Genomic DNA, 24,071 nt, shown 5'->3' with positions numbered 1-24,071 from the left:
CGAGATCGGGGTCGGCGGCCCGACGGGGGCGGGGGCGCGGGACGAGGGCGTACGCTGCGGGCAGCGCCGGGCCGGGCAGCCCGTGACGGGTCCTGGTCGGTCGCTGTCAGTGCCGCAGTCCACAATGGACCGCGTCAGATCACCGTTCACGCTTCAGCAAGGAGCCGGCAGCGATGGCCCGCCGTAGTACGAAGACCCCGCCGCCCGACGACTCGTACGAGGAGAAGATCCTCGACATCGACGTCGTCGACGAGATGCAGGGCTCCTTCCTCGAGTACGCGTACTCGGTCATCTACTCCCGTGCGCTGCCGGACGCCCGTGACGGCCTCAAGCCGGTGCACCGGCGCATCGTCTACCAGATGAACGAGATGGGCCTGCGGCCCGAGCGCGGCTATGTGAAGTGCGCCCGCGTCGTCGGCGAGGTCATGGGCAAGCTGCACCCGCACGGCGACGCGTCGATCTACGACGCCCTTGTGCGCATGGCCCAGCCGTTCTCCATGCGCGTCCCCCTGGTGGACGGCCACGGCAACTTCGGCTCGCTGGGCAACGACGACCCGCCGGCCGCCATGCGGTACACCGAGTGCCGGATGGCCGAGGCCACCAGCCTGATGACGGAGTCCATCGACGAGGACACCGTCGACTTCGGCCCCAACTACGACGGCCAGGAGCAGGAGCCGGTGGCCCTGCCCGCCGCCTTCCCGAACCTGCTGGTCAACGGCGCCTCGGGCATCGCGGTCGGCATGGCCACGAACATGCCGCCGCACAATCTGCGCGAGGTCATCGCGGCCGCCCGGCATCTGATCCGGAACCCCAACGCCGACCTCGAAGCCCTGATGAAGCACGTCCCGGGCCCCGACCTGCCCACCGGCGGCCGGATCGTCGGCCTGCCCGGCATCCGGGACGCCTACGAGACGGGCCGCGGCACGTTCAAGATCCGGGCGACCGTCACCGTGGACACGGTGACGGCCCGCCGCAAGGGACTCGTCGTGACCGAGCTGCCCTTCGCGGTCGGGCCGGAGAAGGTGATCGCCAAGATCAAGGACCTGGTCGGTGCGAAGAAGCTCCAGGGCATCGCCGACGTCAAGGACCTCACCGACCGCGAGCACGGACTGCGCCTGGTCATCGAGATCAAGAACGGCTTCGTGCCGGAGGCGGTCCTGGAGCAGCTCTACAAGCTGACGCCGATGGAGGAGTCCTTCGGCATCAACAACGTCGCCCTGGTGGACGGCCAGCCCCTCACCCTGGGCCTCAAGGAGCTGCTGGAGGTCTATCTCGACCACCGCTTCAACGTCGTACGGCGCCGCAGCGAGTACCGCCGCACCAAGCGACGCGACCGACTGCACCTGGTCGAGGGTCTGCTCACCGCCCTGGTCGACATCGACGAGGTCATCCGCCTCATCCGCTCCAGTGAGAACTCCGCGCAGGCCAAACAGCGCCTGATGGAGCGCTTCTCACTGAGCGACATCCAGACCCAGTACATCCTGGACACGCCGCTGCGGCGGCTCACCAAGTTCGACCGCATCGAGCTGGAGTCCGAGAAGGACCGGCTGAACGCGGAGATCGAGGAGCTGACCCGGATCCTCGACTCGGACGCGGAGCTGCGCAAGCTGGTCTCGACCGAACTGGCCGCGGTGGCCAAGAAGTTCGGCACCGACCGTCGTACGGTCCTGCTGGAGTCGTCCGGTGCGCCGGTGGCCGCCGTGCCGCTCCAGGTGGCCGACGACCCGTGCCGGGTACTGCTCTCCTCGACGGGCCTGCTGGCCCGCACCGCGAACGACGAGCCGCTCGTCACGGAGGCCGGCGCCAAGCGCGTCAAGCACGACGTGATCGTCTCGGCGGTGCCGGCCACGGCCCGCGGCGAGGTGGGCGTGGTGACGTCCGCGGGGCGTCTGCTGCGGGTGAACGTCGTGGACCTGCCCCAGCTCCCGGAGCCCCTGCCGACGCCGAACCTCTCGGGTGGCGCACCGCTCGCGGAGTTCGTGACCCTGGAGGACGACGAGACGGTCATCTGCCTGACCACGCTGGACGAGTCCTCGCCCGGCCTGGCGCTCGGCACGCAACAGGGCGTCGTCAAGCGCGTGGTGCCGGACTACCCGTCCCACAAGGACGAGTTGGAGGTCATCAGCCTCAAGGAGGGCGACCGGATCGTCGGCGGGGCCGAGCTGCGCACCGGCGACGAGGACCTGGTCTTCATCACGGACGACGCGCAGCTGCTGCGCTACCAGGCCTCGCAGGTCCGTCCGCAGGGCCGTCCGGCGGGCGGTGTGGCGGGCGTCAAGCTCACCGACGGCGCCAAGGTCATCTCCTTCACGGCGGTGGACCCGGCCGCGGACGCGGTGGTCTTCACGGTCGCCGGTTCACGCGGCACGCTGGACGACTCCGTCCAGACCACGGCCAAGCTCACGCCGTTCGACCAGTACCCGCGCAAGGGCCGCGCGACAGGTGGTGTGCGCTGCCAGCGGTTCCTGAAGGGCGAGGACTGCCTGGCCTTCGCCTGGGCAGGCACCACCCCGGCCCTCGCCGCGCAGAAGAACGGCACCCCGGCCCAGCTCCCGGACATCGACCCGCGCCGCGACGGCTCGGGCGTGTCGCTGCCGAAGACGGTGTCGGTGGTGGCGGGACCGGTCTAGGGCCCGTCCCAGGTGGCGGGCGGCGGTTCTTCGCCGCCCGGTTCACCGGCCGCCGGTTCCCCGCCCTCGGGCTCCGGTACGTAGCGCAGGACGCCCCACATGCCGTGCTCGTCGGCGTGCGGGGCGTCGGCGTCCGCGCGGCAGCCTTCGAGCTCCTTGCCGAGGGCGGGCGCGTCGATGCCGGAGCCGATGAGGACGAGCTGGGTGCGGTGGGCGTCGGCAGACGTCCAGGGTTCCGGGTAGAAACGCAGGAAACGGCCGACGGCGTGGACGGCGTACCGGTTCCGCGTGTCGTACGGGCCGAAGTCGACGTACCCCTTGATCCGGTACAGGCCCTCCGGCCTGCTGTCGAGGAACCGCATGAGCCGGCGCGGGTCCAGCGGGAGGTCGGAGACGAACGACAGGGTGTCGTAGGCGGCGTGCGGATGCCCGTCGTGGGCGCCGCCCCTGGAGTGGTCGTGCAGGTCGTCGAAGGACAGCTGTCCCACACGCTCCTCGTTCGGCCGGCAGTCGTAGAGGAACTCGGGGTCGATGCGGCCGTAGGTCGCGGGTACGACGGCGGCGCGGTCGCCGAGCGACCGGACGAGCGCGAGGACGCGTTCGGCGTCCGGGGCCCGGTCGGTCTTGTTGACCACGACCAGGTCGGCGAGCGCCAGGTGGCGGTCGATCTCGGGGTGCTTGGCTCGCGTGTCGTCGAACTCGGCGGCGTCGACGACCTCGACGAGCCCGCCGTAGACGACCTCCGGCTGCTCACTCGCGAGAAGCATGCGCACGAGTTCCTGCGGCTCGGCGAGCCCGCTGGCCTCGATGACGATGACGTCGATACCGGCGTCGGGCCGGGCGAGGCGTTCCAGGTACCCGTCCAGTTCGCTCGCGTCGACGGCACAGCACAGGCACCCGTTGCCGAGAGAGACGGTGGAGTCGCCGAGTGCGCCGGCGACTGCCATCGCGTCGATCTCGATCGAGCCGAAGTCGTTGACGATGGCGCCGATTCGGCTGCCGCCGCTGCGATGGAGGAGGTGGTTGAGAAGTGTGGTCTTTCCGGAGCCCAGGAATCCGGCGAGTACGACGACCGGGATCTGCTGCGGAGTCGGGCGCTGCCCCACCGTGCGACCTCTCTCTCACCCATGCGCACGCCGGCCCGCGGCAGGACGTACACCCACATACGGAATTGCCTGCTCAGGATACGAGCCGGCGGAGTGCCCGCGGAGTGAACGATTGTTAGCAGCCCTCGCTGGGCAGACGTTTTGCATGGCGCCGGACCGTGCGACCCTCGCTTCCCTCCGTGCGCCTCCTCTCCGCCTCCCCGCCGGTCAGCGCCGCTCGGCACTCTGGAGGCGGCAGCGCCACCATCGCTCGCCGGTCCCCGTCAGCCGACCCGCACTCGACGACCGGCGGGCGGTCGCCTGATTCGGGGGTTGACATGGGCACACGGATGAACATCACGGGGAGGTTCGGCTCCGCCGCGGCCAGTCTGCTGGTCGCCACGGCCGGGTTGACGCTGGCCGCGCGTCAGCGTGCGCTGGAAGCGGAACGGCTGCGCATACGGCGGCTCGAACTCGAGGAGACCGCCTCGCGCCGCCGGGCGCTCGCGCACCAGCAGCGCATGCACTGGGAACTGCTGTCGAGGGCGATCGACGACCCGTCGCTGGCCTCGGTGATCGACACCTACGCACCCGACATTCCGGCGGAGAAGCGCCGTCAGTACTTCTATGCCAACGCCTGGTACGTCAACCTCTACCACCTCTACCGCGCGGGGCTCGTGGACCAGGAGGAACTCCACGGGCACGCTCGCGAGCTCTTCCAGAACCCCGTGATGCGCGAGTACTGGGAGGCGTCGAGGGCACAACGGGCGACCCTCAAGCAGTCGTCCGACGAAGCCCGGATCGGCCGCTTGGTAGACGGCCTCATCGGCGACCTCGACGAGGCCGACACGGAGGAATGGTGGGTGGTGGGCACGCCTCCCTCGCCCTGACCTCCGTCCCGGCGGCGCAGTAAACGAAGGCGACATGAGGGTCACCACGGTGAGTACTTCGGCCGTGCGGGCACCCCCGTCCCCACGAACACCTTTACTCTCCTCCTCCAAGCGATGCGCTCGGAACAGCGCACGGTCGCCGGCCTGTCCGCCGTGCCGGTTCGCACCGGCGGGCAGGTGGATCATGGAGGTGTCACATGACCTTGGAAGCCATCGTCTTCCTCGCCGTCGCCGCAGCCGTCGGCTACCTGGTGAACCGGCGGGAGGGAATCGGGGCCGGCGTCGCGGCAGGCGCCGCCGTCATAGCCGTTCTCTGCCTGTTGTCGCCCAGCGGCCCGCCGACCACACCGCCGCCGCCCGCAGCCCCGGAGAAGACCCCCAGCACGTCCTCCGCTCCCCCACGCACCTGAGGGGCGCGACAAGACGGAAAAGCAGGACACGCCTTCCTGTCGTCCTCACCGCTCACCGGTAACCAGTAGGGTGCTGCCCGCCCCTGAGAGAGCAAGTCCGACGTAAGGACCGGTAACCCTTGAAAATCGTGCGCCGTATCGGTGTGCCGCCAAGTGCCCGTGGCAGTGCTTCAGGAGCCAACTGCCCCGACCTGTTCGAACTGAGCGACGGCAACTTCGCCGTCATCGGCACCGAGGCCACCGAGGCGCTGGAGCGTGAGCTGCCCGCCGACGCCGCCCGCGCCGACTACGAACGCATCGTGGTCATCAGCCGGGAAACCCTGATCCGCGCCAAGGCGGACATCCCCGACGCCTGACCTCCCGCGAGGCGCGCGTCCACCCGGACCCGCACCCCCGTCACACCGTCCCGGCCGCGCGCAACCGTCCACCGCGCCGGACCAGCCGTCCGTCGAGCCCTCGGCACCCCGTCCCGCTCGACGGCCCCACCGATGAGGCCTGGCGCCGGAACGGCACCAGGCCGCACGGATCCTCAGCCGCCGCCGGCGCCCGACCCGCGCCCCCGGCCCCGCATACCGCACCGCCGTGGCCCGGACGGCGGGCTGGATCACGCACGCACTGGAGGAGCACGGCGAGCGCCCACCGCGCATGCGTACCCGGCAGGCTCCACCCGGGTCCGCAGCCGCTGCCGGACCCTGCCGGACCAGCGCTCAGGCGCGGCTGGAAGTCGCCGCGGCGGAAGTCAGGTTAGGCTCACCTCTGTGAGTACGTGCTCAACCGTCTCCCAGGACCTCGACGAGCCCGTTTCGGGCACCGCACCCGTCGCGAGGACCTGGTTGCTGCTCGAACAGCCCGGCCCGTGGGGCGCCAAGGCGCTCACGTCGAGCCATCTGGATCCCGCGCTGGGGCGTGCCCTGGAGGCGGCGGTGAAGGGGACGGGCGTACGCGTCGCACTCATCCGCCGGCCCGGTCGCCACGCGGACGGCGGCACTGCGGCCGAGCGCCGGGTGTACGCGGCCCACACCGTGCCGGGAAACGTGTGGTTGCACGGCACCACACTCACGGACCCCCGCCGGCTGCTCGACCTCGATTTCACCGCGCTCGGCAGGGGCGAGCGCCGTACCTTCGAGTCGGTGCTCGAAGGCGGCCCCCCCTTGGGCGATCCGCTCGCTCTCGTCTGTACCAACGGCAAGCGCGACCGGTGCTGCGCGCTCCTCGGCCGGCCGCTGGCGGCCGAGCTCGCGGCGTCCGGGGCCGAGGACGTATGGGAGGTCACCCATCTGGGCGGTCACCGCTTCTCGCCGACGGTACTCGTGCTGCCCCACGGGTACGCGTACGGCCGGGTCCGGGCCCACGCGGTCAAGGAGATCCTGCACGGTGCGCGGGAGGCGCGGGTCGTCGTCGAGGGCTGCCGCGGGAACTCGTCGTGGGAGCGCCCCGGGCAGGCGGCCGAGCTGGCCGTGCGCTCGGCCGTGGGCGAGGACGCGGCGCAGGTGCTGAGCGTCGTACGGACGGACGGTGCCGCACCGCGCTGGGAGGTGACCGTGGCCCACGCCGACGGCCGGCACTGGCGGGTCACCGTCGAGCAGGACGCTTCCGCGCCGCCGCGTCCGGAGAGCTGCGGGACGTCGGTGCTGGGCTCGCCGGCGCGGATGGCTGTCACCGCGCTGCGGGAGCTGTCGGTGACGGCGGCGCTCGCGAGCTGACGTTCCGGCCCGGGGCACGGGCGGAGTCCGGCGGCGGCGAGGGCACCACCCGGACCTCCCGCGCCTCAGCCTTTCGGGAGATCCACGCCACACCCCTCTACGGCATGCCGCAGCCCCCACGTACCGTCATGGGTATGAGTCCCACTCCCCCCGTACGCCGCCTGCGCCTCGGCCTGCCGCGGCGGGTGTTCTCGCAGGTGCTGCTGATGCAGCTGGCGATCGCCGCGGGGGTCGTCGTGCTCGCGACCGGGCTCTTCCTGGCCCCGCTCAGCGACCAGCTGGACGACCAGGCGATGCGCCGGGCGCTCGCGATCGCGCAGACCACCGCGCAGCAGCCACAGGTGGTACGGGACCTGCACGCCACCCGGCCCGTGCCCGACGGACCGGTGCAACAGGAGACGGAGCGGATCCGGAGGGCCACGGAGGCGGAGTACGTCGTCGTGATGGACCGGCAGGGCGTGCGCTGGTCGCACACCGATCCGGAGCGCATCGGCGAGATCGTCTCCACCGACCCCGGGCAGGCCCTGGCCGGCCGTGAGGTCATGGAGATCGACGACGGCACCCTGGGCCGCTCCGCACGCGGCAAGGTGCCACTGCGCGACAGCGACGGCGCCGTCGTCGGCGCCGTCTCGGTCGGCATCGCGTACGACAGCGTCCGGGCCCGGCTGGTCCACGCCATCCCCGGACTGTTCGCGTACGCCGGCGGCGCCCTGGCAGTGGGCGCGCTGGCCGCCTGGCTCATCTCGCGCCGGGTCCAGCGGCAGACCCGGGACCTGGCCTTCTCGGACATCGCGGGGTTGCTCGCGGAACGCGAGGCCATGCTGCACGGCATCCGGGAGGGTGTCGTCGCCCTGGACGGCGGCGGCAGGGTGCGCCTGCTGAACGACGAGGCTCAGCGGCTGCTCGGCATCGACGGCGAGGCCGTCGGCCGCTCCCCCGACGAGGCGCTCGGCGCGGGGCGCACGGCCGACGTCCTGGCCGGCCGGGTGACCGGGACCGACCTGCTGACGGTGCGCGGCCAGCGGGTCCTGATCGCCAACCGGATGCCCACCGACGACGGCGGTGCCGTCGCCACGCTGCGCGACCGCACCGAGCTGGAACAGCTCGGCCGGGAGCTGGACTCGACGCGCGGCCTGATCGACGCCCTGCGCGCGCAGGACCACGAGCACGCCAACCGCATGCACACCCTGCTGGGGCTCCTCGAACTGGAGATGTACGACGACGCCGTGGAGTTCGTCGGCGAGGTGGTCGGCGACCACCGGGTCACCGCCGAGCAGATCACCGAGCGGATCCGGGATCCCCTTCTCGCCGCCCTGCTGGTCGGCAAGGCGACCGTCGCGGCCGAACGCGGAGTCGCCCTGTGGGTGTCGGACCGGACGCGGCTGCCGGACCTCCTGGTCGACCCCAGGGGACTCGTCACGATCGTCGGCAACCTGGTCGACAACGCGCTCGACGCCGTCGCGGGGACGCCGCACGCGCGCGTGGAGGTCGAATTGCGCGCGCAGGGGCGTACCGCCACGCTCAGGGTGCGCGACACCGGGCCCGGGATTCCGGCGGAACACCGCGAGCTGGTGTTCACGGCGGGATGGTCCACCAAGGAGCCGCCGGCCCACCGCCAGCGCGGCCTCGGGCTGTCTCTGGTACGCAGGCTGGCCGAACGGCAGGGCGGCAGCGCCACCGTCGGCGAGGCCCACGGCGGGGGCGCGGAGTTCGTCGTCGTCCTGCCCGAGGCCCTGACCGAACCGGACCTGGAACACGCCTTCACCGCCCCCGTGAACACCGCTGCCGAGGAGGAGTCCCGATGATCGAGGTCCTGGTCGTGGACGACGACACGCGGGTCGCGCGGGTCAACGCCGCCTACGTCGAGAAGGTTCCGGGCTTCCACGTCGCCGGCGAGGCGCACAACGCGCTGGAGGCGCTGCGCAGCGTGGAGACGCTGCCGCGCCTGGATCTGATCCTGCTGGACCACTACCTGCCCGACCGGACCGGTCTGGAGGTCGTCCAGGAGATGCGGCGACGTGGCCACCAGACCGACGTGATCATGGTGACGGCGGCACGGGACGTGTCGACCGTCCAGGCGGCGATGCGCCAGGGCGCCCTGCAGTACCTGGTCAAGCCGTTCGCGTTCGCGGGCCTGCGCGCCAAGCTGGAGGCGTACGCGCAGCTGCGGCGCACTCTCGACGGCGGTGGTGAGGCGGAGCAGGCGGAGGTCGACCGGATCTTCGGCGCCCTCTCGGCACCGTCGGAGCCGGGGCTGCCCAAGGGGCACTCCCCCACCACCGCCGAGCTCGTGCGCCAGTGCCTGCTGAAGGCCGACGGTGCTCTCTCCGCCCAGAAGATCGCCGAACTGACCGGAGTGAGCCGCCAGACCGCGCAGCGCTATCTGAAGCTCCTGGAGCGCACGGGGCGGGCCCGGCTGACCCTCAAGTACGGCGACGCGGGCCGCCCGGAGCACCGTTACGAGTGGGCGACCCGGGCCTGAAGAGGTCCGGCCCGCCCTCCTACACCGCCCCCGCCCCGGTCAGCGACCGCACCTCCGTCTCTGCGTGCTTGGCCTCGTCCGGGCTCTCCGGCGAGGTGACCGTGCCGAGCCAGCCCGCGAGGAAGCCCAGCGGGATCGAGATCAGGCCCGGGTTCCGCAGCGGGAAGTACTGGAAGTCGACGCCCGGGAACAGCGACTGCGGGTTGTCCGACACGACGGGGGACAGCAGCACGAGCACCACGGCCGGGACAAGGCCGCCGTAGACGGCCCACACGGCACCCCGGGTGGTGAAGCCGCGCCAGAACAGCGAGTAGAGCAGCACCGGCAGATTGGCGGACGCGGCGACGGCGAAGGCGAGGCCCACCAGGAACGCCACATTGAGGTCGCGGGCGAGCAGGCCCAGAGCGATCGCGACGGCGCCGATACCGACGGCGGCGATACGCGCCACGGCGACCTCACTGCGTGGCTTCGCGTCGCGGCGCCGCAGGGACGCGTACAGGTCGTGGGCCACGGACGCCGAGGAGGCCAGGGTGATGCCGGCGACCACCGCGAGGATGGTGGCGAAGGCGACGGCGGCGACGACCGCGAACAGAACCGTCCCCCCGGTGGAGTCCGCGCCGCCGCCCAGGTCGAGGGCCAGCAGCGGGACCGCCGTGTTCCCGGCGGCGTTCGACGCCCGTACGGCATCCGGACCGACCAGGGCGGCGGCACCGAACCCGAGCACGATCGTCATCAGGTAGAAGCCGCCGATGAGACCGATCGACCAGACGACGGACCGCCTTGCCGCCCGGGCCGTGGGCACGGTGTAGAAGCGGGACAGGATGTGCGGCAGCCCGGCCGTGCCCAGTACCAGGGCGAGCCCCAGGCTGATGAAGTCGAAGCGCGAGGTCCAGTCCCCGCCGTACGCGAGCCCGGGCGCCAGGAACGCCTCACCGTGACCGCTGCGCTCGGCCGCCGTGCGCAGCAGCCGGTCGACATCGCCGTGGAAGCGGACCAGGACGAGCGTGGTCAGCGCCACGGTGCCACCGAGCAGCAGCACCGTCTTCACGATCTGGATCCAGGTGGTGGCACGCATCCCTCCCAGCGACACGTAGATCACCATGAGGGCACCGACGCCGACGACGGTCCAGGTCCGCGCGGCCTCGCCGGTGCCGCCGAGCAGGAGCGCGACGAGGCTGCCCGCGCCCACCATCTGCGCCACCAGGTACATGACGGACACGGTGACCGAGGAGGTTCCCGCCGCGATCCGTACCGGCCGCTCACGCATCCGTGCCGCCACTACGTCGGCGAGGGTGAACCTCCCGCAGTTGCGCACCAGTTCGGCGACGAGGAACAGCACGACGAGCCAGGCCACCAGAAAGCCCACCGAATAGAGCATGCCGTCGTAGCCGTGGAGCGCGATGAGCCCCGAAATGCCGAGGAAGGACGCCGCCGACATGTAGTCGCCGGCGATGGCAAAACCATTCTCCATCGGTGAGAAGAGACGGCCGCCCGCGTAGAACTCCTCCGGCGAGCCCTGCCGGTTACGGCTCACCCACGTGGTGATCACCAGCGTGACGGCGACGAACGTGCTGAACAACAGCAGCGCCGCCGTCTGATGGTCGCCCGTCACGACGCGTCGCCCCGCACTCCGCGCGTCAGTTCCTGCGTGTCCCAGCGCAGTTCGAGCGCGGCCCGGTCCCTGTGCAGCCGGGCGTGCCGGGCGTACGCCCAGGTGAGCAGGAAGGTGGTGAGGAACTGCCCGAGCCCGGCGAGCATCGCCACGTTCACCGCCCCGGCCACCGGCCGGGCCATCAGCGTGGGCATCGTCGTGGCGGCCACCACGTAGGTGACGTACCACACGAGGAAGGCGGCCACCGCCGGCACGACGAATCTGCGGTACCGGCTGCGGACCTCCTGGAAGGCCGCGCTGCGCTGAACCTCCAGGTACACGTCGCCGGCGGCCCGGGGTGGCTCCGCGGGCCCCGGACCGGGGTCCGGCGGTTCCGAGCGCATCGACGGCAGCGCCTGCTCAGGGCCCCCCGCGCCGGACGACTCGCCCCAGCCGGAAGCGAGCGCGTCATACCAGGGATCGTCGTACCCCGGACTCGGGGGCGCCACGGCGGAGGGCCGGTCCGGGGCTTCACGGTGGCGGGCTTCACGGTGGCCGACCGCGCTTTCGGGACCACCCCCGGCGCCTCGGGGGCGACCGTTGCTCGACTGCATGCCCAAAGGATGGGCAGAACCGGAAGATCCCCTGCTCTTCTTCCCTCCACACTTCACTCCATCAGGTGACTGTGCCCCTCCGGCGAGGTCACCTCGCCGGGCCCGTTCTCGGTCGCCGGGCCCGGCTCAACGGCTACGCGCGGTCACGCGTCGATACGCGAACGGTCCAGCGTCGCCGCCGAACTGGAGATGAACTCCTTGCGGGGAGCGACGTCGTTGCCCATCAGCAGGTCGAAGACCTGCTCGGCGGAGTCCAGATCGGTGAGGTTGATCCGGCGCAGGGTGCGGCGCCGCGGGTCCATGGTCGTCTCCGCCAGCTGGTCGGCGTCCATCTCACCCAGACCCTTGTACCGCTGGATGGAGTCCTTGTACCGGATGTTCTTGCTCTGGAACTCCATGAGCTTGTCCCGCAGCTCCCGGTCCGAGTACGTGTAGACGTACTTGTCCTGGCCCTTCTTCGGCTGGACGAGCTCGATGCGGTGCAGCGGCGGCACCGCGGCGAACACCCGGCCTGCCTCCACCATGGGCCGCATGTAGCGGTGGAACAGGGTCAGGAGCAGAGTACGGATGTGGGACCCGTCCACATCGGCGTCGGTCATCATGATGATCTTGCCGTAGCGGGCCGCGTCGATGTCGAAGGTACGGCCGGACCCGGCTCCTATGACCTGGATGATCGCGCCGCACTCGGCGTTCTTCAGCATGTCGGTCACGGACGACTTCTGGACGTTGAGGATCTTGCCGCGGATCGGCAGCAGCGCCTGGAACTCGGAGTTCCGGGCGAGCTTCGCCGTACCCAGCGCGGAGTCGCCCTCGACGATGAACAGCTCGCTGCGGTCGACGTCGTCGCTGCGGCAGTCGGCGAGCTTCGCGGGCAGCGAGGAGGACTCCAGGGCCGTCTTGCGGCGCTGGGCGTCCTTGTGCTGACGGGCGGCGATGCGGGTGCGGGCCGCGGCGACGGCCTTCTCCATGACCACGCGGGCCTGCTGGGCGGCGTCGCGCTTGGTGGAGGTCAGGAACGCCTTGAGTTCCTTGGTGATGACGTTGTTCACGATGCGGCGGGCCGCCGAGGTGCCGAGGACCTCCTTTGTCTGCCCCTCGAACTGCGGCTCGGCGAGGCGGACCGTCACGACCGCCGTCAGCCCCTCCAGGGCGTCGTCCTTGACGATGTCGTCCTCGGCGACGCGCAGCATCTTCTTGGTCCGCAGCACCTCGTTCATCGTCTTCGCCACCGCTTGCTCGAAGCCCGCGACGTGGGTGCCGCCCTTGGGCGTGGCGATGATGTTGACGAACGACTTGAGGGTGGTGTCGTATCCGGTGCCCCAGCGCATCGCGACGTCGACGCCGAGGTCGCGGGTGACCTCGGTGGGCGTCATCTGGCCGTGCTCGTCGAGCACGGGGACCGTCTCCTTGAAACTGCCGTTCCCGCTGAAGCGGAGGACGTCGCAGACGGGCCGGTCACTGGCCAGGAACTCGCAGAACTCGCTGATACCGCCGTCGAAGCGGAAGGATTCCTCGCCCTTGCTGCCGCCGTCGCCGAGGCCGAACTCGTCGCGGACGACGATGGTCAGTCCGGGCACCAGGAAGGCGGTCTGGCGGGCCCGCTGGTGCAGCGTCTCCAGGGAGAGCTTGGCGTCCTTGAGGAAGATCTGGCGGTCGGCCCAGTACCGCACGCGCGTGCCGGTGCGGCTCTTGGGGATCTTCTTGGCCTTGCGCAGTCCGCTGCCGGCCTCGAACTTCGCGTCCGCCCCCCTCCCCGTGAAGGCGCCCGGAACGCCACGCCGGAAGCTGATGGCGTTGGTGTGCCCGCTGCGGTCCACCTCGATGTCCAGCCGTGCGGACAGCGCGTTCACCACGGAGGCACCGACACCGTGCAGACCGCCGGAGGCGGCGTACGAGCCGCCTCCGAACTTTCCGCCGGCGTGCAGCTTGGTCATGACGACCTCGACACCGGACAGGCCGGTCTTGGGTTCGACGTCGACCGGGATGCCCCGGCCGTTGTCCCGGACCTCCACCGACGCGTCGTCGTGGAGGATCACTTCGATGTGGTCGCAGTAACCGCCGAGGGCTTCGTCGACGGAGTTGTCGATGATCTCCCACAGGCAGTGCATCAGGCCACGGCTGTCGGTCGATCCGATGTACATGCCCGGACGCTTGCGTACGGCCTCGAGCCCTTCGAGGACGAGCAGGTGCCGCGCGGTGTAGTTGGATCCGTCCCGGTCTGCTCCTGCCAGCAGCGCAGTGGACGGCACGGATGTCTCGGCGGTCACGCGGTTCGCTCCTCGCTGAATTTCAGATGGGGCCCCGCTGGGTAAGGGCGCGGCTCGGTTCACCGGTCAGAGGGTACCGAGGCCTGGTAGAGCCGTTGTAACGCCACCCTCGTCGTGGACTCACCCTAGTCCAGCGTCGCATGCTTGTTCGATCCCTCGATGGGGTGAAGTACACATCACGTTCCCTTCGAGGCATGAACCATTTAGGCTCCGGGCACGTCCTCATGAACAAACCGGCAACCCAGCCGGCGGGACTGACACTGACCGACTGCGCGAACCCGTACGACACACAGACACGCAATACGGCACATTCGCCGCCAACCGGCAACAGCCTGCCCCTCGGAAAGTTTTTTCGAGGAAAAGCCACGAGCGGGAACGTTTTGGGGCTGGTTGGATGTTGACCCTGGTACGACAGCTCGTCGAGCTAGAGAAGAGGCGACGTGACTACTGTTCTGACTTCCGCAAGCCCGCTGACGGCCGCTGATCGCTGCGACCGCTGCGGCGCCCAGGCATACCTGCGCGTCGTCCTGCTGAGCGGCGGAGAACTGCTCTTCTGCGCTCACCACGGGCGCAAGTTCGAGCCGGAACTCAAGAAGATCGCCGCTGAGATACAGGACGAGACGGAGCGGCTCACGGCCGTTCCGGAATCTTCCGCCGAGGAAGAGCGCTGACGCTCCGCGCCCGACGACGAGCCGGCTCGGCACAGGCCGATGAACGGGCGGCCGCCTCCGCAAGCCAGGAGGCGGCCGCCCGTGCTCGTGCGCGGAAGGCTCTCAGGGGCCGTCAGGCGCCCTCGCGCTGCCGCGCGACGGTGTCGTCCCATCCCAGCGTCCGCAGAACCGCTGAGACGCGTGTGTACACCCCGGGACTACCGGGGCGCCCGCAGCCGCTCCCCCAGGACACGAGTCCGATGAGCCTTCCCTGGGCGACCAGCGGCCCTCCGCTGTCTCCCTGGCAGGCGTCGCGGCCTCCGACGTCCTCTCCGGCACAGAGCATGCTGCCGGCGAGATACCGTCCGTCGTCGCTTCCCGAATACGCCCGCTCACAGCGCGCGTCGGGGAGCACGCGCACGCGTGCCGCCCGCAGGTTGCCCGCGTAGTCCCCGGCACCCGAGGTGTCCCCCCATCCGTAGACGAGCGCTCCCGTCCCGGGCTCGTAGGCGGGGTCTCCCTCGGCCGCCATCCCCACGACCGAGCCGGCGGGAAGAGCCGCGGAGAGGGTGAGCACCGCGAAGTCACCGGCATTGGTGACGTTGTCGTGCGCCGGGTTCACCCAGACGTCGCGGACCGGAACCTCGTGACCCTGGTCCGAGAGCAGATCCGTACGGCCGGCGATGACCCTCAGGTCGCGTACCTGCTCGGGCGGCGACCCGAGGACCTCCTCGCCCAGGCAGTGGGCCGCCGTGAGCACGGTGGTACGGCCGACGGCCACTCCCCCGCAGAACTGTCCCGCCCGCGTACCTCCGAACCGGTCACGGCTGGACAGGGCGACGGTCCACGGACTGTCGGTCACTTCGACCGGAAAGCCTCCGACGACGACGCTGTCGGCGGATGCGGGGGCGGCGGACACCAGCGGTATCGCGGTCGCCGCGGCCGCCAGGACCAGCGGCCGGGCCAGTGCCCGGGCAAAGAGGCGACGCATGCAGGCTCCTCACTCAGAGTCGTGGTGGAACACCAAGAGTGATCCAGCCCGCCGTGCCGCGCACCCGCTGGTCAACACGGAGGCCCGGTTCCCCACCTGCCGGAACCGGGCCTCGTCGCTCGTACGACCGCGATCTAGTCGAGGTAGTCGCGCAGCACCTGGGAACGCGACGGGTGACGCAGCTTCGACATCGTCTTCGACTCGATCTGGCGGATGCGCTCGCGCGTGACGCCGTACACCTTGCCGATCTCGTCGAGGGTCTTCGGCTGACCGTCGGTGAGACCGAAACGCATGGAGACGACGCCCGCCTCACGCTCGGACAGGGTGTCCAGGACGGAGTGCAACTGCTCCTGCAGGAGCGTGAAGCTGACCGCGTCGGCCGGGACGACCGCCTCGGAGTCCTCGATGAGGTCACCGAACTCGCTGTCGCCGTCCTCGCCGAGCGGGGTGTGCAGCGAGATGGGCTCGCGACCGTACTTCTGGACCTCGATGACCTTCTCCGGGGTCATGTCGAGCTCCTTGGCCAGCTCCTCCGGGGTGGGCTCGCGGCCCAGGTCCTGAAGCATCTGGCGCTGCACGCGCGCGAGCTTGTTGATGACCTCGACCATGTGCACCGGGATACGGATGGTGCGGGCCTGGTCGGCCATCGCGCGGGTGATCGCCTGACGGATCCACCAGGTGGCGTACGTGGAGAACTTGTAGCCCTTGGTGTAGTCGAACTTCTCCACCGCGCGGATCAGACCGAGGTTGCCCTCCTGGATGAGGTCCAGGAAGAGCATGCCGCGGCCGGTGTAGCGCTTGGCCAGGGAGACCACCAGGCGGAGGTTGGCCTCCAGGAGGTGGTTCTTGGCGCGGCGGCCGTCCTCGGCGATGATCTCCAGCTCGCGCTTGAGCTTGGGCGCGAGCTTGTCGGAGTTCGCCAGCTTGTCCTCGGCGAACAGGCCCGCCTCGATGCGCTTGGCGAGCTCGACCTCCTGCTCGGCGTTGAGCAGGGGCACCTTGCCGATCTGCTTGAGGTAGTCCTTGACCGGGTCGGCGGTGGCGCCGGCCGCGGCGACCTGCTGGGCCGGAGCGTCGTCCTCGTCGTCGTCGGAGAGTACGAAGCCCGCGTTCTCGGTGCCCTCGGGCTCCTCCGTCGCGGCCTTCGGCTCCTCGATCGCCTCGTCCTCGAGAAGCTCGCCGTCTTCCTTCTTGGCGGTGGTCTTCTTCGCCGCCGTCTTCTTGGCGGTCGTCTTCTTCACTGCCGCCTTCTTGGCGGTCGTCTTCTTGGCCGCCGCCTTCTTGGCGGAGGACTCTTCCTCACCGGCGGAATCAGAGGCGGGCGCCGCCGGGGTGGCGGGGGCGGTGGCCTTCCTGCTGGTCACCGTCTTCGCCGCGACCGTCTTGGTGGCGGTGCGCTTGGCGGGACTCTTCGCTGCGACGCTCTTGCGGGTGCGCTTGGGCTCTGCGGCACTGACCATCAGCGTCACACCCTCTTCCTCGAGGATCTGGTTGAGGCTGCGCAGTACGTTCTTCCACTGAGTGGCCGGAATCTGGTCAGCTTCGAAGGCCCGACGCACGTCGTCGCCGGCGATCTGCCCCTCAGCCTTTCCCCGCTCAATGAGCGCCATGACAGAGACGGACTCGGCGATCTCCGGCGGGAGCGTACGGGATGTGCTGGCCGACACGAACAACCTCTCGGAACGTTGGAAAACGGCTTCCGGCCCCGTCCATGGAGGACAGGAGCCGACCGTCGGCTTAGGAGTGGGCCGACGGCGCGGGCGGGCCGGGGAGATGCACAGCGCCATGAACGGCGTCCGTATTCCCTCCGCGGCTGTCACCTCTTAGGTCATCGCGTTGTTCCCACGAGCGTTACGCCCAATCCGCGTGGCCCGAGTCACACCCCGTAAGCGTTCAAAACAGGTCAAATTTGGCCGAACAAGGTCACTGACGAGTACGACTCGGCCGCACCGGAGGCTCTGACTGTCGTCGCTCCGAGATGCTCAGCCTGTCATCGCTCCAGGGAGCTCAGCCTGTCATCACACCAAGGAGCTCAGCCTCTCATCGCTCCAGGATGCTCAGCCTCTCATCACACCTTCGGACCCCGCGGAATCCCGAGGGACTCCGCGGGGCCCGCGGTGGCGGCGGACCGGCCGGCCACAGCCATAGGAGGGGTCTGGCGTGCCCGGCCCGCGCCGTTTGCGGCGGAACGCGGTCAGTGCTCGCGCGGGGCGGGCACCACGCGTTCCACCTCGGGGTGAACGGTCAGAAGCTGACGCATGGCCGTCTCGGCCGCCGCGCCGTCCCCCGCGGCGAGGGCGTCGACGATCCTGCCGTGCTGCGCCAGCGAGACGTCGTTCGGCCGGTCACAGCCCGTGACCGGGCCGCCGGAGACGTGCAGGGCGGCGGAGACGATCCCGGAGAGGTGATCCAGCATGCGGTTGCCCGCGATCTGGATGAGCAGCGTGTGGAACTCCGCATCGGCACGGGAGAAGGTGAGCGCGTCACCCTGCCCCATGGCGTGCCCCATGATCCCGACCATGTCCGACAGGCGCTGCTGGACATCCTCGCGTCCGTGCCCTGCGGCGAGGCGCGCGGCGAGCGGCTCGATCGTCCAGCGCAGCTCATTGAGCTCGCGGCGCTGGTCGTCGCGCTGCGGTCCAAAGGCGCGCCACTCGATGATGTCAGGGTCGAGGAGGTTCCAGTCACTGACGGGGCGCACGCGCGTGCCGACGTTCGGGCGGGCGCTGACCAGGCCCTTGGCCTCCAGGACGCGGAGGGACTCACGGACGACGGTACGGGACACCTCGAAGCGCTGGCCGATCTCCTCGGGCACCAGCGGGCGGTCGGCGCCCAGGTCACCCGAAACGATCATCTGGCCCAGCTGCTGGACGAGTTGCCCGTGCAGTCCGCGGCCGCGGCTGCCCCCGGCACGCCGGCCCACGCGGCCCAGCTCGGGCTCCGCCCCTTCCCAGGCGGGCACTCCGACGCGGTCGACGGCGGGCGCCTCGGCGTAGGGGTAGCGGTCGAGTTCGCCCGGGTTCGCGAGGCCGGAGTCGGCGGAGCGGGCGGCGGTCATCATGGTGTGCGCAAGGGTACTCACGCATCCTTTGTCGGCGCCGTTCTCAACTCCCTTGAGGTCTTTGGTGAAAAGCACACGAAAGGGTGATCGCTCACCCCGTCGCAATTGACGCCTTATCGGAAAGAAATGGGCTTTCCCCGGGGAGTTGCGCACACGGTCGGACCGGAAGGGCGCGGGGGGCGTCACCGGACCCTGCCGCGCAGGGTCACGAGCAGGTATGCGCAGAGCAGAGCGGTCAGCGACAACGTCAGCGCGCTGCCCACAGGTTGGACGATCACATGCAGCACCTCGGCCAGATACCGCTCGCCGCCGAACGGCCACTGCGTCAGGAGGGCCTCGCGCACCCGCATCGGGAGACCGGCGGCGGTCCGTACGGACGGCCCCTCCCAGGCCCTTTGTACGAGCGGTACGACGAGCACGGGAACGGCGACCACCGCGGCGAGCCCGGCCGTGGTGGACCGGAAGACACCCGCGGCGAGCACACCGGACCAGGCGCATCCGACGACGAGCCCGAGCCAACCAGCGCTCAGCCCGGGCCAGTCGGCGGGAACTCGGGCGAGCTCCTGTCCGTAGAACAACCGGAGCACTTCGGCGTCGCAGCCCACCGTCAGAACGGCCAGCACCAACGCGGTGGCGGCGGAGACGAGGAGCTTGGCGGTCAGCAGCCCCATCCGGCGGGGCACGGTACCCCGGTCCGCCGCCAGGGCAGGGTGGCGGAACTCGTCGCCGAAGGCGAGCGCACCGAGCAGCCCCGCGCCGAGCGCCGCGGGCGGCAACGGCAGCTCCCGCGGCCACGCGGCCAGGAGCCGCGGCTGCGGGGTGTGCCCGACACGCGCCAGGACCACGGCGATGACGGCGGACACGACGAGCACGACAGCGCCGGTGACGAACCCGGTGCCGATGCCGACCGCACGGCGGAGTTCGTAGCGAAGCGGGCGCAGGGGGCTGGGGGCCGAGCGGACGGAGACGGGGGGCGGAAGCGACGACGCCGCCTTCCGGGTGTCGGCCGTGAAGGCGGCAACGGCGGTGGCCGCACCGGTGCCTCCGCCCATGGCGGGGGACGCCTTTCCAGCTCCGTTGAGGGGCTGAAGGCCGGTCATCGGCTGAGGATCATCGGCGAGGTGTCGGGGGTTCGCGGCGGTCGGCCCGGTCTCGGTGGAGGAGGACTGAGGATTGTCGTCGCCACGGGGCGGCTCCGCCCCCGCTGGCCCGGCCTCACCGTCCGTCGGCCGAGGTGCGTCAGCGAGGGAGTGCGCCTCCCCGGGATCGCGCGGGACCGCGCCGGCCGACCGTTGGGAGGAGTCGGCCGGGGCGGGCGGTTGTGGTCCACCGGGCTGCGTGCTGCCGTCACCGGCGGGAGGCCGGTGCGGGCCGACCGTGCCGGAAACGGGGGCGGCCGGGTGGTGTGGGCCGGTGGATGCCGGGAGGGCCTCGGTGGCAGCCGGGTGGCGCGGGCCGGCGACGGCCGGACGAGGGGCGGCCGGGCGGGAGGCGGCCGGGGCTCCGGTGACCGGCGTCCCGTCGCTCGCTGCCCCCGCCTGCAGGTCCACGGGCACCACCCCCGCGCCTGGCCCCATGTCACCGACCTCGTCCGCGAGTTGGTGGACCAGGATTCCGTGTCGGAACACGGTCTCGCCGACCTCGGCGCACGTACTGCCGTACACCGCGAGGCGGTTGCCGCCCTCGCGTACGACCTCGACGGAACGGCGGGCCGTGCGTGCCTCTTTGGCCAGCAGGGCAGCGAGGCGGGCGGCGTGCGGGCTGCGGACGGCGACGCGGGGGCGCAGACGGGTGCGGGAGAAGTCCGCCGCGTCCTGGTCGGCGACGACTCTGCCCCGTTCCAGCGTGACGACGTGGTCGGCGGTACGCGCCGCCTCCTTGGGGTCGGCCGTACTGAAAAGGACGGTGCCGCCCTGGCCGGCATGGTCGCGCAGCGCGCCGTGGAGCCAGCGGGCCTCGCGGGCGCAGAGCGCGCCGGCAGGGTCGTCGAGTACCAGGGTGTGCGGGTCGGGGATCAGTGCGCAGGCCATTCCGAGGCGTCGGTCCATGCCACGGGAGAGCGTGCCGAGACGTTCGTCTCGCAGGCTCACGAGGCCGACCGACTCCAGGACTTCGTCGGCCCGCCGGACGGGAACACCGGCCGCCGCGCACAGCATGCGGAGATGGCCGCGAACCGTGCGGGCCGGGTGTCCCGGAACATCTCCCAGCAGCACGCCGACCTCACGCGAGGGATGGGCGATGCGGTGCAGGGGACGGCCTCTGAAGTAGGCGAGACCACGGCCGTGCTGCAGTTCGAGCATGAGTCTGAGCGCCGTCGTCTTGCCGGCGCCCGATGCACCGAGCAGCGCGGTGACGCGGCCCGCACGTGCCTCGAACGAGACGTCGTCGACGGCGGGCGGAAGCTCCTTGCGGGGGTTGCTGGTCAGTCCGAAGGCCTGGATCACCCGTAGCAAGATAGCGTGCCATATCCGATTTTTCGGGCATCGCAAGGCGGAACGGGCAGAGGGTGACGGTTCACTCCGATCTCTTGCTCGCCGTTCGCTCCGAGGTTCTGGCCGGGCGCGCTGTCACACCTCGGGGCGCAGCATCGGAGGATTGAGGAGAGTAGCGCCGCCGGCCCGGAAGAGCTGGGCGGGACGCCCGCCCTGGCGGGTGGTCGTACCACCGGTGGGAACGAGGAAGCCCGGCGTGCCCGTCACCTTGCGGTGGAAGTTGCGCGGATCGAGCGCCACACTCCACACCGCCTCGTAGACGCGGCGCAACTCGCCGACGGTGAACTCGGGGGGACAGAACGCGGTGGCCAGCGACGAGTACTCAATCTTGGAGCGAGCTCGCTCCACCCCGTCCGCCAGGATCTGGGCGTGGTCGAAGGCGAGCGGCGCCACCGGCTCGCCGACACGGCCGTAGCCGGCCTGCTCCAGCAGTTCCTCGACCGGCGCCCAGCGCGCGTTGCTGGCGTCACCGCCCGCCCGTGGCGCGGGCAGGTCGGGAGCGAGCGCGAGGTGGGCGACACTGACCACGCGCATCCGGGGATCGCGCTCGGGGTCGCCGTACGTCGCGAGCTGCTCCAGGTGGGCACCGTTGTCCTGGGCGGGTGCGACGGGGTCGTGGACACACAGTCCCGTCTCCTCGGCCAGCTCCCGCGCCGCCGCCTGCGCCAGATCCTCGCCGGCCCGTACGAAACCGCCGGGCAGGGCCCAGCGGCCCTGAAACGGCGGCTCGCCCCTGCGTACCGCCAGCGCGCACAGGGAGTGGCGGCGCACGGTCAGCACGACCAGGTCCACAGTGACGGCGAAGGGCGGGAAGGCTGACGGGTCGTAGGGCATGCGGCGATCATAGTCGTCTGCCTGACGATAAACACTCCCTTCACCGACCGCTTCGACGACTGATCCGATCCGGTCCGACGCGGCCCCCGCCGCCCCCTCCCGGTCGCCGTGCGCGACCACGTCATTCCAGGTCAAGCTCCCAGTTGCAGGCCGTCGGCGGCCTCTTCGACCATGGCCAGGCCGAGCCGGCCGACCCGCACCGAGAAGGGCGCTCCGGCGACCCGCAGCCCCGTCAGTCCGAGCTCCCCCAGCGGTGCGCTGCGTACGGGACGCAGGGTGACGGTCCTGGCCGGGGCGTCGGGACGAATGCCGACGAGCGTCGTCAGCAGCATCACCCCTGCGGCAGCCGCGGTGGCGGCCGGGCGGCAGGCCGCGGGATGCGGCAGGGGAGCGCTCGCATCGGTGCGCTGCTCCCCCGCGTACATCTCCGGCAGCCGGTGGCCGAAGGCGCCCGCCGCGGCCAGCACGCCGCGCAGCAGTGAGCCCGCCTCCTTCTCATGACCGGCGGTGGCCAGGCCCGCCACCGCAATCGCCGTCTCCTGGACGCGTACTGCCCCGGCGCGGTGCCCGAAGGGGTTGTATCCCGCTTCCTTCGCGGCCAGTCCACGCAGACCCCAGCCCGAGTCCATGACCGGGTTGCCCAGCAGGCGGGCGAGTTGGCCGGTCTGCACCGGGTCGAGCAGGCCCGGGGCCGCGATGCCCCCACCGAGCAGCCCGGTGTCGAGAAGGTGAGCCGCGGCCACGCTCAGGTGCGGCACGAGGCGTCCGTCCGGGGCCCGGGCCGCCGCCGGCCGTCCGCCCGCCGGGTCGTCGATCCAGAAATCCCGCCGGAACGCCGTCCGCAGCCTCCGGGCCCACTGCCTCAGTCCGTCACCGCCCGGTCTGCCGAAGGCGTCGAGCAATTCGGCACCGAGCAGGGCGGCGCGGTGTGCGTGGGCCTGGGTCTCGCAGCGGACAGGGCCGCCGGGGTGCGGATCGGGTACGTACGTGCCGTCCCCGACGGTGGCGCGCAGCCAGGTCAGACACCGCTCGGCCGCCGGCATCAGCTCCTGCGTCTCCTGTTCCCCGAGCCCCCAGCGGCGGGCCTCCGCGAGGAGTACGGGGAACAGGAGGGTCGCCTCGGTGCCGGTGCAGCCCGGCGGCAGATGCGGGCCGGTGTCACGTCTGGGCCCGGGAATCATTCCGTCCCGAGGGCCGGGGCCACGAAGTTGGGTGCGGGCGAGGACGCGCAGCGTACCCGCGGCGAGCCTGGTGCCGAGGGGCAGCGCCATCCGGGCGGCGGCGAGCGCCTCGGCGGGGGCCGGACCGCAGCGCCAGGGGACGCCGGCCGCGAGATGGACGTCGGCAGGGTGTGCGGGATCGCGCAGCATCAGGGCGCGGAGGTCCTCGATGCTGGTGCGCAGGAGGGCGGTGACCGCCGGGTCGTCACCGGTGGCCTGTGCGGAGGCCAGCTGGCCGGCCGCCGTGCGGCCCACCGCCCGGAGCGGGCCCGCGCCGTCCGGTCGTACGCGCAGCTCGACGCTCACGCTGCCGCCCGGAGGCAGTACGAACTCCCACCGCAGCACGCCGGCGGCGGCCAGAGCGTCGGCGGGCGGCGGGACTGCTGTGACCGACGCGCTGCCCGCGGCACAGGACCACCGCAGACCGGAGTCGTGGACGCTGGCCGGCAGGTCGGGGCCCGCGCTGCCCGCGGCGATCAGTCCGAGGTCTGCCAGATCCGTACCGAGGGCCACCTCGACCGGCAACCGCAGCGGGCGGGACGCCCAACTGCGCAGCGTGATCCGCTCCGTACCACCGGCGTCCCGGGCCCGCTCGACCATGACATCCGGGTCGGGACCCGGCGCGGACGATGTCCGAAGCGTTCCCACGAAGAGGGCACGGTCGGCGCCTGCCGTCCGGGCCTGCGACGGAACCGGCTCCCGCCCGGCCACGCGCAGGCGGCACCGGGAGAGCAGACGCCGGCCCGCACGGTAGAAGCCCTCCAGGCCCAGGCCGGTCAACTGCCCCTGTTCCGTGGAGATCACGAGACCGGGGAGGGCAACGCCGATCATGGTTCGGTGGATGGGCGGCAGGTCCCCGCCCATGTGCGGCATCGCAGGCGGCGCACTCCGAGGAACGACCGGCTCCACACCCGACCGTGCCGACGACGGGGACGGCGCCGGCCGGGGTCGGACCGCCGGCGGGCAGAGGCTCTGCGCCTGTCCCGGCCCCGAGCCACGCTGGCTGACAGGCGTCATGGACACGGCGAGGGACGGCAGCGTCGCCCTCCGGCCGGAGGCGGCGGTGTCCGTGGCTGCGGAGGGCGGAGTCGGCTGGTGCACGGGAAGGCTCCCTCTGTGTGCTCGGTGCGCCTCGGACGGAACGGCGCCGT

The 24,071-nt window shown here is 71.2% G+C and carries 18 protein-coding genes and 1 pseudogene; 9 read left to right on the top strand and 10 right to left on the bottom strand.

Annotation, left to right across the window (positions count from 1 at the left end; genetic code table 11):
- The first annotated feature begins 173 nt into the window (after positions 1–173).
- Complete coding sequence (locus ACH4F2_RS27210; RefSeq protein WP_398135377.1) at positions 174–2,630, top strand: DNA topoisomerase (ATP-hydrolyzing) subunit A; 2,457 nt, start codon at positions 174–176, stop codon at positions 2,628–2,630.
- Here the strand turns inward: ACH4F2_RS27210 and ACH4F2_RS27205 are convergent.
- Positions 2,627–3,736, bottom strand: coding sequence for a CobW family GTP-binding protein (locus tag ACH4F2_RS27205; protein ID WP_398135376.1), 1,110 nt, complete (start codon positions 3,734–3,736; stop codon positions 2,627–2,629). The two genes, ACH4F2_RS27210 and ACH4F2_RS27205, sit on opposite strands and share 4 nt — an antisense overlap.
- 317 nt (positions 3,737–4,053) lie before the next feature.
- Here ACH4F2_RS27205 and ACH4F2_RS27200 point away from each other — a divergent pair, with 317 nt between their 5' ends.
- The 7 genes and pseudogenes from ACH4F2_RS27200 to ACH4F2_RS27170 all read left to right on the top strand — a co-directional run bounded on the left by ACH4F2_RS27200 (position 4,054) and on the right by ACH4F2_RS27170 (position 9,200).
- Complete coding sequence (locus ACH4F2_RS27200) at positions 4,054–4,605, top strand: DUF6082 family protein (protein WP_398135375.1); 552 nt, start codon at positions 4,054–4,056, stop codon at positions 4,603–4,605.
- Positions 4,606–4,802: 197 nt separating this feature from the next.
- Entirely contained in the window at positions 4,803–5,015 is a 213-nt protein-coding gene (locus ACH4F2_RS27195; RefSeq protein ID WP_398135374.1) for a hypothetical protein, read from the top strand.
- A 119-nt stretch (positions 5,016–5,134) separates the two neighbouring features.
- Positions 5,135–5,371: a hypothetical protein gene (locus tag ACH4F2_RS27190; protein WP_398135373.1), complete on the top strand. Its 237-nt coding sequence runs from the start codon at positions 5,135–5,137 to the stop codon at positions 5,369–5,371.
- A gap of 223 nt (positions 5,372–5,594) precedes the next feature.
- Positions 5,595–5,763, top strand: a pseudogene (locus ACH4F2_RS27185) (citrate synthase); the annotation flags it as partial.
- 10 nt (positions 5,764–5,773) lie between these two features.
- Positions 5,774–6,718, top strand: coding sequence for a sucrase ferredoxin (locus ACH4F2_RS27180; RefSeq protein WP_398135372.1), 945 nt, complete (start codon positions 5,774–5,776; stop codon positions 6,716–6,718).
- A 134-nt stretch (positions 6,719–6,852) separates the two neighbouring features.
- Positions 6,853–8,523, top strand: coding sequence for an ATP-binding protein (locus ACH4F2_RS27175; protein ID WP_398135371.1), 1,671 nt, complete (start codon positions 6,853–6,855; stop codon positions 8,521–8,523).
- Entirely contained in the window at positions 8,520–9,200 is a 681-nt protein-coding gene (locus tag ACH4F2_RS27170; RefSeq protein WP_398135370.1) for a response regulator, read from the top strand. The genes ACH4F2_RS27175 and ACH4F2_RS27170 overlap by 4 nt, the downstream gene beginning before the upstream one ends.
- Positions 9,201–9,219: 19 nt before the next feature.
- On the opposite strand, the gene ACH4F2_RS27165 is transcribed toward ACH4F2_RS27170, so the two are convergent.
- From ACH4F2_RS27165 to ACH4F2_RS27155, 3 genes are all read right to left on the bottom strand, one after another.
- Positions 9,220–10,812 carry a cation acetate symporter gene (locus ACH4F2_RS27165; protein WP_398135369.1) on the bottom strand — a complete coding sequence of 531 codons (1,593 nt, stop codon included), beginning with the start codon at positions 10,810–10,812 and terminating at the stop codon, positions 9,220–9,222.
- Positions 10,809–11,405 (bottom strand): DUF485 domain-containing protein, encoded by a 597-nt coding sequence (locus tag ACH4F2_RS27160; RefSeq protein ID WP_398135368.1) that lies wholly within the window; start codon positions 11,403–11,405, stop codon positions 10,809–10,811. Before ACH4F2_RS27160 ends, ACH4F2_RS27165 begins: the two co-directional genes overlap by 4 nt.
- Before the next feature lie 143 nt (positions 11,406–11,548).
- Complete coding sequence (locus ACH4F2_RS27155; protein ID WP_398135367.1) at positions 11,549–13,672, bottom strand: type IIA DNA topoisomerase subunit B; 2,124 nt, start codon at positions 13,670–13,672, stop codon at positions 11,549–11,551.
- Positions 13,673–14,112: 440 nt separating this feature from the next.
- On the opposite strand from ACH4F2_RS27155, the gene ACH4F2_RS27150 reads away from it, so the two are divergent.
- Positions 14,113–14,343: a hypothetical protein gene (locus ACH4F2_RS27150; RefSeq protein ID WP_031035360.1), complete on the top strand. Its 231-nt coding sequence runs from the start codon at positions 14,113–14,115 to the stop codon at positions 14,341–14,343.
- A 112-nt stretch (positions 14,344–14,455) separates the two neighbouring features.
- On the opposite strand, the gene ACH4F2_RS27145 is transcribed toward ACH4F2_RS27150, so the two are convergent.
- From ACH4F2_RS27145 to ACH4F2_RS27120, 6 genes are all read right to left on the bottom strand, one after another.
- Complete coding sequence (locus tag ACH4F2_RS27145) at positions 14,456–15,313, bottom strand: S1 family peptidase (RefSeq protein ID WP_398135366.1); 858 nt, start codon at positions 15,311–15,313, stop codon at positions 14,456–14,458.
- Between the two features lie 134 nt (positions 15,314–15,447).
- On the bottom strand, positions 15,448–16,980 hold the full coding sequence (locus tag ACH4F2_RS27140) for an RNA polymerase sigma factor (protein ID WP_398135365.1): 1,533 nt from the start codon (positions 16,978–16,980) through the stop codon (positions 15,448–15,450).
- Between the two features lie 527 nt (positions 16,981–17,507).
- The gene (gene whiH / locus ACH4F2_RS27135; protein ID WP_398135364.1) at positions 17,508–18,395 is read right to left on the bottom strand and encodes a sporulation transcriptional regulator WhiH; all 888 of its coding nucleotides are present in this window, start codon (positions 18,393–18,395) and stop codon (positions 17,508–17,510) included.
- Between the two features lie 161 nt (positions 18,396–18,556).
- Complete coding sequence (locus ACH4F2_RS27130; protein WP_398135363.1) at positions 18,557–20,818, bottom strand: ATP-binding cassette domain-containing protein; 2,262 nt, start codon at positions 20,816–20,818, stop codon at positions 18,557–18,559.
- 123 nt (positions 20,819–20,941) lie between these two features.
- Positions 20,942–21,700 (bottom strand): NUDIX domain-containing protein, encoded by a 759-nt coding sequence (locus ACH4F2_RS27125; RefSeq protein WP_398135362.1) that lies wholly within the window; start codon positions 21,698–21,700, stop codon positions 20,942–20,944.
- 131 nt (positions 21,701–21,831) lie between these two features.
- Positions 21,832–23,751, bottom strand: a complete 1,920-nt coding sequence (locus ACH4F2_RS27120; protein ID WP_398135361.1) for a glycogen debranching N-terminal domain-containing protein — start codon at positions 23,749–23,751, stop codon at positions 21,832–21,834.
- Between the last annotated feature and the right edge of the window lie 320 nt (positions 23,752–24,071).

Origin of the sequence: Streptomyces sp. NPDC017890 (genome assembly GCF_044328675.1) — a bacterium.
Lineage (GTDB): Bacteria > Actinomycetota > Actinomycetes > Streptomycetales > Streptomycetaceae > Streptomyces.
The sequence above is the reverse complement of the archived record's forward strand: the minus strand, read 5'-3'. Positions and strand labels throughout refer to the sequence as shown.

What these genes read in the sequence shown, in the direction of transcription:
- ACH4F2_RS27210 (WP_398135377.1), top strand. Translation starts at nt 174, where the DNA reads ATGGCCCGCCGTAGTACGAAGACCCCGCCGCCCGACGACTCGTACGAG.
- ACH4F2_RS27200 (WP_398135375.1), top strand. Translation starts at nt 4,054, where the DNA reads ATGGGCACACGGATGAACATCACGGGGAGGTTCGGCTCCGCCGCGGCC.
- ACH4F2_RS27195 (WP_398135374.1), top strand. Translation starts at nt 4,803, where the DNA reads ATGACCTTGGAAGCCATCGTCTTCCTCGCCGTCGCCGCAGCCGTCGGC.
- ACH4F2_RS27175 (WP_398135371.1), top strand. Translation starts at nt 6,853, where the DNA reads ATGAGTCCCACTCCCCCCGTACGCCGCCTGCGCCTCGGCCTGCCGCGG.
- ACH4F2_RS27170 (WP_398135370.1), top strand. Translation starts at nt 8,520, where the DNA reads ATGATCGAGGTCCTGGTCGTGGACGACGACACGCGGGTCGCGCGGGTC.
- ACH4F2_RS27160 (WP_398135368.1), bottom strand. Translation starts at nt 11,405, where the DNA reads ATGCAGTCGAGCAACGGTCGCCCCCGAGGCGCCGGGGGTGGTCCCGAA.
- ACH4F2_RS27145 (WP_398135366.1), bottom strand. Translation starts at nt 15,313, where the DNA reads ATGCGTCGCCTCTTTGCCCGGGCACTGGCCCGGCCGCTGGTCCTGGCG.
- ACH4F2_RS27125 (WP_398135362.1), bottom strand. Translation starts at nt 21,700, where the DNA reads ATGCCCTACGACCCGTCAGCCTTCCCGCCCTTCGCCGTCACTGTGGAC.
- ACH4F2_RS27120 (WP_398135361.1), bottom strand. Translation starts at nt 23,751, where the DNA reads ATGATCGGCGTTGCCCTCCCCGGTCTCGTGATCTCCACGGAACAGGGG.